12 protein-coding genes and 1 tRNA gene are annotated in these 12920 nt (G+C 39.3%); 6 read left to right on the top strand and 7 right to left on the bottom strand.

The genetic code is table 11. The features are described from left to right. Positions 1-31: 31 nt before the first annotated feature. Genes NPUN_RS24675 through NPUN_RS24665 form a run of 3 tightly spaced genes read right to left on the bottom strand, consistent with a single transcriptional unit; the run spans position 32 to position 3059 of the window. On the bottom strand, positions 32-1039 hold the full coding sequence (locus NPUN_RS24675) for a hypothetical protein (protein WP_012411188.1): 1008 nt from the start codon (positions 1037-1039) through the stop codon (positions 32-34). 51 nt (positions 1040-1090) lie between these two features. Continuing rightward, positions 1091-2650: a CHAT domain-containing protein gene (locus tag NPUN_RS24670; RefSeq protein ID WP_012411187.1), complete on the bottom strand. Its 1560-nt coding sequence runs from the start codon at positions 2648-2650 to the stop codon at positions 1091-1093. Between the two features lie 28 nt (positions 2651-2678). Then, positions 2679-3059, bottom strand: coding sequence for a trypco2 family protein (locus tag NPUN_RS24665; protein WP_012411186.1), 381 nt, complete (start codon positions 3057-3059; stop codon positions 2679-2681). Between the two features lie 427 nt (positions 3060-3486). On the opposite strand from NPUN_RS24665, the gene NPUN_RS40980 reads away from it, so the two are divergent. The 3 genes from NPUN_RS40980 (at position 3487) to NPUN_RS24655 (ending at position 5557) form a co-directional block, all read left to right on the top strand. Continuing rightward, positions 3487-3596 (top strand) — tRNA-OTHER (locus tag NPUN_RS40980). Between the two features lie 268 nt (positions 3597-3864). Further along, a complete protein-coding gene (locus NPUN_RS24660; protein WP_012411185.1) occupies positions 3865-5046 on the top strand; it encodes a low temperature requirement protein A in 1182 nt (393 codons plus the stop codon). Between the two features lie 292 nt (positions 5047-5338). After that, positions 5339-5557: a hypothetical protein gene (locus NPUN_RS24655; protein ID WP_012411184.1), complete on the top strand. Its 219-nt coding sequence runs from the start codon at positions 5339-5341 to the stop codon at positions 5555-5557. Positions 5558-5966: 409 nt separating this feature from the next. Here the strand turns inward: NPUN_RS24655 and ftsH3 are convergent, their stop codons facing one another. From ftsH3 to NPUN_RS24635, 4 genes are all read right to left on the bottom strand, one after another. Continuing rightward, the gene (ftsH3, locus tag NPUN_RS24650; RefSeq protein WP_012411183.1) at positions 5967-7808 is read right to left on the bottom strand and encodes an ATP-dependent zinc metalloprotease FtsH3; all 1842 of its coding nucleotides are present in this window, start codon (positions 7806-7808) and stop codon (positions 5967-5969) included. 113 nt (positions 7809-7921) lie between these two features. Next, a complete protein-coding gene (locus tag NPUN_RS24645) occupies positions 7922-8716 on the bottom strand; it encodes an aminotransferase class IV (protein WP_012411182.1) in 795 nt (264 codons plus the stop codon). 17 nt (positions 8717-8733) lie between these two features. Further along, entirely contained in the window at positions 8734-9156 is a 423-nt protein-coding gene (locus NPUN_RS24640; protein WP_012411181.1) for a GNAT family N-acetyltransferase, read from the bottom strand. Positions 9157-9261: 105 nt separating this feature from the next. Beyond that, entirely contained in the window at positions 9262-10047 is a 786-nt protein-coding gene (locus tag NPUN_RS24635; protein ID WP_012411180.1) for a hypothetical protein, read from the bottom strand. Positions 10048-10475: 428 nt separating this feature from the next. On the opposite strand from NPUN_RS24635, the gene NPUN_RS24630 reads away from it, so the two are divergent. From NPUN_RS24630 to NPUN_RS24620, 3 genes are all read left to right on the top strand, one after another. After that, positions 10476-10934 (top strand): hypothetical protein, encoded by a 459-nt coding sequence (locus tag NPUN_RS24630; RefSeq protein ID WP_012411179.1) that lies wholly within the window; start codon positions 10476-10478, stop codon positions 10932-10934. A 126-nt stretch (positions 10935-11060) separates the two neighbouring features. Then, positions 11061-11912 (top strand): hypothetical protein, encoded by an 852-nt coding sequence (locus NPUN_RS24625; RefSeq protein ID WP_012411178.1) that lies wholly within the window; start codon positions 11061-11063, stop codon positions 11910-11912. Further along, the gene (locus NPUN_RS24620) at positions 11912-12868 is read left to right on the top strand and encodes a hypothetical protein (RefSeq protein WP_012411177.1); all 957 of its coding nucleotides are present in this window, start codon (positions 11912-11914) and stop codon (positions 12866-12868) included. Before NPUN_RS24625 ends, NPUN_RS24620 begins: the two co-directional genes overlap by 1 nt. Positions 12869-12920: the final 52 nt, after the last annotated feature.

Here is a 12920-nt window from a genome sequence, read left to right as displayed (position 1 = left end):
AACAGCTATGTGAACGGTTAAAAAATTTTATTTATGCAATAAATTCTTTTCTCAATGCAGTACATACTAGTGATGGAATTCCCTTCTGACTTGCTCGATGAATACGTTTTGCTAGTTGTATACTGCGAGGATTGTCCAGACCCGGATAGCATTCTAACCATTCCTGAATTTCATCAACCGTCCAAAATTGTAAAGGTAACACCAGCATTTTAGGAGGATTTTCACCTAGACATAAATAATCGAAATCGATACAACTTGAAGAAAACTCTGCATCAGCCACAATAGCACCAATAAATTTCACTCGTCGATGAGTTTGAGAAACTATTTCTAAACGAGCTATAAGAGGCATCCAAAAACTAGTAATAAACCATTGAAAAATATCTTCTTGACATGGTAGCTCATCCCATTTTCTAACTTCCATAAAAAGAATACTACCTCCCTGAAGCGAACCACATATTTTTTCTATAATTAGTTGAATACAGTCTTGCTCAAATTGCTCTGGCTCTTTAGTAAAAGAAGCATTAAAATATTCTGCTAACTTCTCTAAAAAACCAACTTTGTCTAAACATCCTTCAGGAGAAAATTCAATTTCAATATGCTTAAAATCTCCTGTTTCCTGCCCTAATCGTTCTTGTATTCTTTTAATGCATAAATCTCCAGCCATTGCAAGGTTTTCTTGAACTATTATCAATGCATCTCCTCTAACTCCTCGACGAAATCCACGAATAATCTCGTCAATTTTTTCCATTACTTGCTCAAAATCAATTTTGGCTATATCTTGTTCAAGATTTAAGTAGCGACGATTTGAATTAATGCTTTGTTTATCAAGTTGTTTTAGTTTTCTATCAACAGCTTCTAGATCGCTGTACAATCTATCTGCCTCTTGTTGCCGACGGTAACGTTCAGACTCTTCAATTGTCTCATCAATTTTTTGATTAGCTAACGTATATTGATTTAACAAATCTGTATAACGCTTATTTAGAGTTTTACGCTTAACTTCAATTGGTGATTCTCTTAGTATCTCAGACCTCACATTCATGAATCAACCTTTTCTCTTTATAAAAAATTAACTAATATAAAAATATAAAATTTATAGTTTTGATAAATCAGATTTTACCTTTTCCAAATCTCGAAAAATCCTTTCAGCCTTTAATTCAAGACGAGAGCGCAAAACCTCATCAATAGTTTCATCAATTTGTTGATTGATTAATGTATATTCCTTTTCTAATTTTTCTTGGCGCTCAGTGAGAATTTTTCGTTTGACATTATCTGGGCTACTAAAGGTAGCTCCTATGTTGACTGAGCTATCATCCTTGGAAAGGATAACCTGAGACTCACCATTTGGTCGTTCTGGAGAATCCTTGAATAATTTTCCTCCCTCGTTATCTTCCCAACGCAGATACAGCACAGGGCGATACCATTGATTACCTTCAATCCCCATTGCACTTTGTCCTCGCCGTAGTGCGATTGCCAGTGACTCTTTTTGCCCAAGTGATTTGTAAAAGTCTTCAGAAAAAGCACTAGCAGCATCCACGCGGACAGAATACTGCATTGCCACCACAGCCGGAATACCTTGACCAATCAACTTTTGAGCTACACCATTAAAGACAGTTTCACTTAAACGAGACATTCCACTTCTGCAAGCGCTGAGAACTACCAATGTAACTCCCCAATCTGAATTAGGTTGCTCTCGACGCTCCAAATTACCCAACATTTCACCAAGTTCCCTAGCACTTACATAGTCGGCAGTGCTATCAGATTGCTCAAACAATAGATAACCTTGGGCTTCTCCTAATGTTGCACTACATTCACAACGAGTTGCACTCTGCTTATAAGCTTTCCGGCATCCTGCTAGGTTACAGCGCTTTCCAAAAAAACCATGACCATCAAAATGGAGAACATGAGGAACTGCCGCATTTCGACGCTCTAGCAACCGTGTTCGTAGAGCATTCCATGTTGGAGGAGCGAGAATTTCCAGTTGGATTAACCCTTCATTTTTGGCTTGTTGAAGTCCTTGGGCGATCGCTTCTTGCTCAAGAGCAGGTAAGGATTGTAGCCCCAGCCTTTTATCACCTGCTCCAGAAGAAATCAACAAGACATTGAGCTGCTCAACAGTAGGTAAGTTGGGACAAGGACTGCCATAGGCAATATAACGAGAGAAAGTCACGCCTTGATGTGCCAGAAAATCATAATCGTTATGGAGCAACTCCCAAGGATAATCGGTCAAATGGACAAATTTGGGATCGTCAGATGGAAATCTCAACCGAATATGTAACCAGGTGCGATCGCGTTTAGCATCTGCTACTGCTGTCTCAATTACCTGCTGAATACTATTACCTAATACTTGATAGAGTATACTCCCGATAGCAGCCAAATACCCAGGCTTAAAATCATTCCCCTCTGACAGCAGAAGGCTTGTGCGTAGCATCCAAGCCTGCTCATTTTCATCTTCAAAGGTATTGTTGTCAAACTTAGTTGACTCTAATACTTTAACTATAGTGAAACGTCTATCCACAACATCTGGAATCTCACCATCAAGAAAAGGTAGCTCTGGTTCATAATGGACTTCCCCTGATGAACCCTCGACACTCACTTTGAAGCTATGCTGCTTCCCTTCAATCGGATAAAATCTCAGTTCTAGTGTGTTCACTTTATCCCTTTACCCATCGTGCTGAATATTAGCCACCGAGGTCTTCATTGAGGTTGCTTTCCCCATCACCTTTCAGTAATGCGTCCACAGTTGTCTCCAAAAACTTCTGCCATTTTTCCGGATTTTCTTTGTAGTAGGCTTTGAGAATCTGCTCTTTAGTTAACAGTGGCGAGAGTTGCACTTTTACCTTCTGTACACCATCCTTACTAACCCCGCCTGATAATTCTCCGCCGAGGAGAACATTAATTTTTATACCACCCTTTCCTTCTGTTTTGACTGTGACTTGTAGTTCCAACTCAACAGAATCTACACACAGTATTGGTGTATCATTTTCATTCTTTGGGTAAGTAGTCAGTAGTTCTTTTTTTACTTGCTGGATGAATTCAGCCAAACCAATTTCTGTAGACATATCAAAATCCTTATATTAATTGATATATGTTTTAGAAGATACTAAAAGTTACATGAGCATACTGTGATTAATTGGCAATTTAAAAATATGGGATTTTTGGCGATTTTTCTCTTGAAATGGTTAAAAATTTAGGTATTTTACCTAAATAATTTAACAATTATCATAATAGCCTAAATTACACCCATTTACTGCTTGAGCGTACTTTAAGACTGAGGTCTATGTCTGTGTCTGAAGCGATCGCATCTGTTTAATTGACAACTTTATTACACCCGATTGTTGTAGAACAATAGATGTCATTGAGCCATTGGCTACAAAGGTATAGAATGAGTCATAAAATCAGCCCAAGTCCGAAGCCAGTCAATCATCATAACTTGTAAGCGGCAATGGTATGTAACTACATAACACGAATTCATATAAATTACAGTTTGGGTGTAAATTGGGTGTAGCGTTTTGCACAAAGCCTGAAAGTATTACAAAATCAAGATAATAGTCACCTTCCCATGGTGAACGTCGTGGGTTCGAGTCCCATCGCCCGCTTTAAAATTTAGCATCTAAGTTACCAATATGATTGTTTATGTTGGTATAGTTGCTTTTGAGTTTGTAGAGCTAGACTTCACTCGGCTTCTAGAGTCTGCAATCGTTATTACTACACTGCAAATATTATAGGTTGCTGATAAAGCGACGAGGTTCAATAGACTAATATTTCTATTGGGAATTTTCAGATGCAGGGAGCAAAAACGTCTAGACGCTCGCTAATAGATGACGGCTAATGCTAAAAAACAATTAGCGATTCGCAATTAGCACTATGGCAAATTTTCTCCAACCGCCAAGATTACGCATTGGTGAAGACACTGAAGAAGAACGACACGCCACTTGGCTAGAACTTTTTTATGATTTGGTTTTTGTAGTTGCAGTTTCTCAACTCGCCCACAATCTCAACGAGGATATCTCTCTATCAGGATTATTTGGGTTTGTAGTTCTATTTATACCAGTTTGGTGGTCATGGATTGGGACGACATTCTATGCCAACCGCTTTGATAGCGATGATGTGGGACATCGACTGCTGATTGGTATACAAATGCTGACAGCAGCAGCAATGGCTATTAATATCCACCACGGTTTGGGTGAGAGTTCCCCTGGTTTTGCCATTTCCTACGCTCTCGGTCGGGCTGTGCTTGTAATAGAGTACGTGCGTGCTGGAAGACATATTCCCTCGGCGCGTCCTTTGACCACTCGCTATGCTATCGGTTTTGCGATCGCAGCCTTGCTTTGGTTAATATCAGCATCTGTACCCATCCCTTGGCGGTTCGGATTTTGGACACTGGGAATCATTATTGACTTTGCTACACCCTTAAAAGGACATAAGTTTCAAGTAGGGTTACTTCCCCACGCTTCCCACTTACCGGAACGTTTCGGGCTATTTACCATTATTGTCTTGGGTGAAGCAATCATTGCAGTGGTCAATGGTGTTTCTGAGCAGAAATGGGATACTTTAACTGTGATTTCCGCCATATTTGGTCTAATTATCGCCTTTAGCTGGTGGTGGGTCTATTTTGATAATTTGGGTGGTAAACCTATTGAGACGGCACGGACAGAAGGAAAGGTCGGTGTTGTCAATCTCTGGCTCTACACCCATTTACCGCTAGTGATTGGGATTACTGCTGCTGGAGTCGGCGTAGAACAAATTTTGTTGAGTAAGGCAACTTTAGCACTACCCGATTCCCAGCGATGGCTCATCTGTGGTTCAGTAGCATTATGCTCTCTGGCTGTCAGCATTCTCCATCGATTTGGAGTGATCCGTTATTGCAAAATCCGTTCCCAGTATCGACTTGGGGGCGCAGTTGTGCTGCTAGCGATCGCTATCTTTGGCAAAGGTTTGTTACCTGTTGCAGTCATTGCCCTTGTAGCTGTAGTTTCTGCTATCCAAGTTGTTCAAGATTTGTATCAGAGTCGTCCCACTACCCGCTTGGTTGACCCGGAAATTTAGTTTAGGGGCTTCCAAAAAATAAAAATTATCCAAAGTTATTTGTCAATTTGTAGGGGCACACAGCTAGCTGTGTGCCCCTAATCAATTCATAGTCGTCTATCAGAGGTAGCAGAACCAAAGGAGGAATGTCATCATTAGAAGATGTACCTTTGGGTATTGAAGTCAAGTAGGTGAAATATTTATTAATATTAATAGTAGGCAGTGTAAATTCAACGTCAGGAGTCAGAAAAAATTCTTAGTGGCAGGTATTTCGGATTAATCATCAAATTTTTTACCAACGGGACAGAAGCTCATGAAAGACCAAAAACCATCAGACTCTAAGCAATTCGTCGGAAATCTCAAGAACGGGATTTGGCTGTTTGGACTGTCATCTTGGGTATTTGGCATTACCGATCGCAGTATTGCTTCATTTGCAGATGGCTATCTATCAGCTTTAGACTTGACGCAACTATTCACTGCGGCTACATTCTTTGTGGCATGGCTATTTTTGAAACCGGCATCCAGAGTTTAAGATCGGCGGCTGGTTGAGTATCGAGTCACTCTTAACGCTAGTACTGTCAAGATTCGGAAAGTTAGGGTATCGTCAGAGTCGGGCAAGCAAGCTCGTGGATTGTGCTTATGATGGGTTCGGGAATTTTTCACCATCCAGACTTCTCAAATTGTTGCTAGATTGGAGCTTTTTCCTTTTGAGGTCAGAGCTATAGCTTTTTTAATTTGGGTGTATCTAAAAAAATTTTCTAATTTTCCGGAATTGATTATGCTCAGGTGGTAGTCTCTATCAGACAAGCGATTTATACTGAAACTCTATAACGAAACCTCGGGGTATATAACCCCATATTAAAAGCCCGGTCATGAAGACCGGGCTTTTATTAACACTTAGGAGTTAAAAATTGTTCTTAACTCCTAACTACTAAATTGAATTAGGCAAAAGCAGCAGTTGTTACATCGTTATTCGATAGAATTTCTTGCAACTCTTCGGCATCTACCGTTTCTTTCTCAACCAACATTTGGGCGATTTGATCTAAAATGTGGCGGTTGCCTACTAACACTTCTTTAGCGCGTGTATAGGCTACATCCACAAGCTTGCGGACTTCTTCATCAATGGCGGCGGCAGTTTCTTCAGAGAAATCACGCTCTGACATGATATCCCGTCCTAGGAACATGTTACCTTGCTGGCGACCAAGGGCGACTGGGCCTAAGCGATCGCTCATCCCAAATCTGGTAATCATTTGACGCGCAACCCGTGCTACTTGCTGCAAGTCATTAGAAGCACCAGTAGTAACTTCTTCTTCACCAAAGATTAATTCTTCAGCAATTCGACCACCCAAAGCTACAGCCATCTGATTTTCCAGATAAGCGCGGCTGTATAAACCTGTGTCCATCCGGTCTTCGCTGGGGGTAAACCAAGTTAAACCACCTGCACGACCACGAGGGATGATGCTAATCTTTTGTACTGGGTCATAGTCTGGCATCAAAGCACCAACTAAGGCGTGACCAGCTTCGTGATATGCCACCAAGGTTTTGCGCTTTTCGCTCATTACCCGGTCTTTCTTCTCTGGACCAGCTAATACGCGATCGATCGCGTCGTTGATTTCATCCATTGAAATTTCAGTCAAATTCCGACGTGCTGCTAAAATTGCAGCTTCATTCAACAGGTTGGATAAATCAGCGCCAGTAAATCCAGGGGTACGACGGGCAATTTTATCCAAATCCACATCTTTCGCCAAGGTTTTGCCACGGGCGTGTACCTTGAGGATTTCGCTGCGTCCGGCGTAGTCAGGACGGTCTACCACAACTTGACGGTCAAAGCGACCAGGACGCAACAGGGCTGCATCTAGGACATCAGGGCGGTTGGTAGCGGCAATAATGATGATGCCTGTATTACCTTCAAAGCCGTCCATTTCGGTGAGCAACTGGTTGAGGGTTTGTTCCCGCTCATCGTTACCACCACCTAAACCAGCACCCCGTTGACGACCTACTGCGTCAATTTCATCAATGAAGACGATACAAGGAGCGTTGGTCTTAGCTTGTTCAAACAAATCGCGGACGCGAGATGCACCCACACCGACGAACATTTCGACAAATTCTGAACCGGAGATTGAGAAGAAGGGTACACCTGCTTCACCAGCTACGGCACGAGCTAGGAGGGTTTTACCTGTACCAGGAGGACCAACTAACAGTACACCTTTAGGAATTTTTGCACCAACGGCGGTAAAGCGATCGGCGTTTTTCAGAAAGTCTACAACTTCGTTTAATTCCAACTTGGCTTGGTCAATACCAGCGACATCGCCAAATGTCACCTGAGTTTGTGGTTCCATTTGGACTCTGGCTTTGGATTTGCCAAAGTTCATCGCTTGGCTGCCTGGGCCACTTTGAGCGCGACGTAACAAGAAGAATAAGCCAACCAAAAGCAATACAGGGAAAAATAAGCTGCTCAGTGCCTTAAACCAAAATCCTTCATCGGTTTGGGGCAATACAGAAATATCAACGCCTTTAGAAGTCAAAGTATTGATTAGGTCTGGATCGTTGACTAAGGTAACAATCCGTTTAGCTGGGTCATATTTGGGTGTAACCAGTGCTGTAGAACGGTCTGCACTCAAACTGACTTTTTCTACTCTGCCTTGTTGAACTTCTTGAATAAAGCGACTGTATCGCCATGTCTCTCTGCTTTGGGGTTGTTTGTCAAAAAATGCTGTTCCCAGCGCAATTACGACAATAAACAGCAGCGCGTACAGCCCTGCATTTCTCCATCTTTTATTCACTAAAGTCTATCCTCCGGTATTTTTCGCGCAATCGCCTAGCTTCTCTGCTCGGAAAGGTGATTATTAAGAATTATGTTAACTTATCTTAAGATATAACAAATTTGGCGTGGTTGTCATGCTAAAAAAAGCTCCCTCATTAGCTGAAAACTATGATGGTAGGGATTACATTGTAGCGACCCTGAAGGCAGATGAACGGTATGGATGGGAATAATTTCTACCACACTATTAGTGTAGGCGATCGCTTCAAACCTCTGCACTAGCTCCCCATTCCAAGGTTCTTCCCGCACTGGCTGTTGGTGGTTTTGCAACCAGTTTACAAGTTGCGATCGCAAAATTCCGGGTAAAATCCCTGCCTTTATTGGTGGTGTGTACCAAGTGCGATCGCACCATCCCCAAAGGTTGCCTGTACTGGTTTCTAGCCAATTTCCTTGAGCATCGACTAATATTGCTTCTTGAGCATCTAAGCTAGTTTTTGCCAACCAAGCACTCAAATAGTTTCCAGTTTTATGAGAGGGGAGAGAACGATAAAATTCCGAGCTGGCAACGGCGCATAATACACCATTATTTTGTTTTTCTGTCAAATCTTGTGGTAGGAATCTGCCAGTTATCCATTCCCGTCCATCGGGAAAAAGGGTAATTCTGAGAACGGGGAAGTGTGCGAGAAGAATTTGGGCACCTTGACGCAGACGGTTCCAATCGGGTTGCTGCCAAGCAAAAGTTTGGATTGAGAAAAGTAAGCGATCGCAGTGTGCTTGCCAATTAGTTAAATTACTATCTAATGAGTTCTCATAAACCCGCAACGTTGTAAAAACAGTCGCCCCATAAAGCAACCCTGGATCGTTAATGTCTAACTCTAAAGTTTGGGAGTGAATTAATTTGCCATTGTACCAAAAAATATCATTTTTCACAACCAGATTGCTTGTCGCTACAACTGTATTCCAAAGTGATGGCTTGTAATGCTCATACGCTCCGTGAGATAAAACCTGTGAGCTGCAAATCGCTGAACGCCAGAATCAAGGCTGAGGTGTTCGCAGCCATGATTTCTTGCATATTCAATTAGCCATTGAAATAACTGTTTACCATAACCTTGTGACCGCTTCAACTCATCAACAACTAAGTCATCAATATATAAAAACTTTCCCAGCGCTAAACACGTAGAGATACGAAATCCAGCCACTGCTACAGCTTGTTCATCTAGTTCCAATAATGCAATTTGATATCCTTCTTTCATTTGATATCTAACTTGTTCTATAAACTTACCTTGCTCAATGTGAGGACGTAACTGGGACATAACAGGAAAACACCCTAATATTTTCAAGTCAGATTCTGCCAATTGTATTGAGATCATTATTGCTCCTAATAATATTGCAAATGTTACTTTTATTTCCAAAGCATATCGAGAAGACAACATTTTTACATTTTTTATTACTAACAAAAATCTATGAATATCAACTTAATCTTTTGGTGGAAAGAGAATTTTATTACTACCTTCAGAAGTTGTAAATACTTTTCCTCCTAAAGCTTCAATTTCCCTAATTGCTCGTTTCCGAGTTCTATCATCAACTTGACTATTTAAAATTATTGCCCAGGTAGCAATTTGAGCATATTTGCTATTAGGATTTCGACCCAAAAATTCCGCAGTTTTTCGGGAAATATTTCCTATAGTTTGACTTTCTGTATCTGAAAGATTGCTAGCCCAGTTTGCCGCCGTTGCGAAAGACTTTTGGGCAGCTTTAGCGTTTCCTAAAAATAATAACTCATCAATTCCTTTGTAACGCCATACGTAATAAGATTTTTCGGGAACAAAGGGAGATAGTGATTTTAAGCCTTTCTCTGATAGTGCGATCGTGCGTTCTGGCATAGCAGCATACAATGAAGTACTGATAGAAAGACTCCGATACGCTGCTAAAAATCGTGGGTCACGTTCTAAAATTACTTCAAAATATTCTGGACTTAAACTGTAACCTGTTTTATCCCGAACTTCATCATCTCCGAAGTACTGTAAGAAATTGAGATATACCAAATCTGCGATTAAATTTTCATAACCAAAACTAGGCATTTTTTTGAGAAAATTCAAACGGAGATGTTCTGACGTTATTTCTTTTTCCAGAGTCTCTAAAGAGGCAGATTGTTTTCTATCTATCAGTGTTTGCAATTGAGGAAATTGAATCAAGCCAATTCCTAAAATAGACACACAAATTATAAAAGGTGTAGCAATGGCTTTACGCTGCAACAACATATTTTTCTTCTTTTATCAGGCAGAAGCAATTCATTATATATAATATACTTCTTGTATAATTACTCAGCTATATTGTCACAAGAGGGTATCCATTAAGCGGCTACTATAGCAGTCTATCTTTACCTCAAGAGAAGCTGAAAACAGGTATAACCACAAACTAGTAATAATAGTATTACTTTATACAAAAACTACTGAGTAATAGAGTATGATTTATGCTTTCTTATTTGCAAAATCTAAATAAATTATTTTCTTTTTTGAGATGAAATTACCTGCTAAAAATCCTAGCTTTGCTTTTCTTAAGCAACAAATTCTTAAATTATTAAGTTCCTTTGATATTACTGAGTTTTGTTAAGTAACAGTAGTAAGATTTAGAACATCATTTAGAATAAAGTTTTGTTCGCAATTAGACCTGTTGTGTCCTTAATCTTATGCTAGATACTGTAGTTACGAACAACTTGGAAAATAATAGTCTATCCATTCAGGCAAAAAATAGTGATTTTAAAACAATAGTAACTAATCTTAATGCCGATAAAAAAGGACTGGATGTTAATGAAATTATTGATGCCATCAAAACAGTAATAGTTGAATCTATTGATTTAAAAATTACTACTTGGGTAGCAGAGTCATCCGATCAGCAACAAAATGACATAGAAGCAGCCAAACCAGGTAATAGAATATATACCCGAATTAATCTTGTTAGTGGTGATATCCAAAATGAGATTGGTAGTCAATTTACTGATAGTGGGCCCTATAAAGAAATTCGCGAATTTCATTTGACTCAAATTAGAGATGGTCGGGAGATCATTCACAAGAATATAGAAAGTGTCGAAAAATTGTATGGTTTTTTTATGGAAATCGTGAAAAATCACAAAAAGTCAGAACTTTAAGCATTCTTTGTTAATTACCCATTTAAGCTAAAGTAGCTACCGAAACCTAGCAAAATCGTTAGGTTTATTTGCTTGTATCTAGCTATTCATACAATGCTACAGCCAGAACTGTGAGAGGGTGAAACTATGTCTAATAATATTCAAACTAAAGACCGAAATGTTGCTCAACCTCAAGATATTCAAAACCAAGCTAGAGTCTTGTTAAACAATTTAGTATCTTCTGTACAGACATTAGTTTCTGACATCACAGCCTTAGAAGTAAATACGATGGTTGTAGATAGAATTAATGCTTCAAAGTTTAATGCTTGGGAGGCATATCAAGAAATTTATTCTATACACGATCCAGACTACTTTGAGGCAAAAGGTATTCCAGAAGAAGGTTCTCAAGCTCAAGAACTGCATAAGCGTTATAGAAGTTTATTTAACCAAATAGAAAGAGAATATTTTTACCTTCTTCTTGAAGAAGGTTCAGATTTTTATAATCCACAGGATGAGCGAGTAAAACGATATCGCCAGAGGCTTGAATATGCGAAGAAGCATCAACCAAACCTAGTCGAAGCCGATCAGGAGAATGTTAAGCTAGCTCAACCAATACTACCTGCTCCAACACCTATTCTTGATGACAAAGACGGAAACAATCAAGAAGATTGGATTGAAACTTTTAAAGAGATTCAAAGACTTTTAAATAATGATAAATTTGTTCGTACCCTGCGTAAAATGTATGAACTTAAAGCTGCACTTGATGGTGGTAACGTGACAAGTACTAAAACTGATATTATTTTTGCTCAAACTGTCATGCAGTTAGATGGAGATATTATTACTCGTTACCATAAAGAACTCTTTAGTTTATCTGAAGACGCTAAAAATCTAATCATTAATACACATAATCAAGGAGTTATTTCTGGAGAAAAGCAGTGGCGTGGAACATTTAGTTTTTTGATTAGTTTGGTACAGGGTATCGCAAATTTATCTCGATAATGAACGCCAACATAACAAAAACAGACAACCAAGGTGATGTTGTACTCTCTCTATTTTTACAAGTTCCTCAAGGCGATCGCTTTCAACTTAAGGTTGAGCGATCGCAGTGTAGTTTTTATCTAAATGAGACAGTTGTAGAACAGATTCAGCAAGCACAAAAAACTGGTGTTTCTCTATACATTCCGCCAAAAGTGATAATTCCTCTTTGGTATTACGCCTGTTTCGGCAATAATGTTGTTTTCGCAAATAAAAAAGAAGTTACTGAAAAAGAAGTTAGTGATTTTTTTTACGTTACTGTTATAGTCAATATTCTAAAATATTTTCTGAGTAAAACCGCACCGGGGAAAGCAAGTTTACAGTCTGGACTCACCTTTAATTCTTACTATGAGCAGCCTGAATTAGCTTCAAATGCTTATAAAGAGAAAGATATTATTTTGCAAAGCACTGTCCTTATTCATGGTGATATATTCCACAAAATCAAGTTGGATTTTATGCAAAATTCCAACTGTTCCACAATTATTTCTGCTCATTATTGGCTAACAGAAGAAATACTAAGTTGTTTTCGGACTAAACTAAATCTGCTAGTTTGGGAGATAGCTTCGCTGTTTCCTGCTGGTTTGGTTGTCTCCAGTTTATATACAGCAAATGCAATACTATCAATATTTGCTTTGATAAGCTTCACTATACTATTTGCTACTACTCGCTATGTACTTATAAATCAGCTTCAAAGACGTACTTCAATCAACTCTAAATTTATAAATTGGTTGGCATGGACGCTGATTTGCATTATCCCTATTTTTGTTGTTGGTGCTATTCATAGCTTTAGAGATGTTAATGCATTATTCTTGTCATTATTGTCACTTATCGCCCCAAAACTTACAGAGTATATTTTAAATTTTATAAGGCCACGAGTTGGAAAACTGATCCTACGTCGGTTACTATTAAACCTAGATTAAGCATAATGCAGAACTCTTCTACAAATTCTTAAAAGGAAACTCTTAAACGAAG

Origin of the sequence: Nostoc punctiforme PCC 73102 (assembly GCF_000020025.1) — a bacterium.
GTDB lineage: Bacteria > Cyanobacteriota > Cyanobacteriia > Cyanobacteriales > Nostocaceae > Nostoc > Nostoc punctiforme.
The sequence above is the reverse complement of the archived record's forward strand: the minus strand, read 5'-3'. Positions and strand labels throughout refer to the sequence as shown.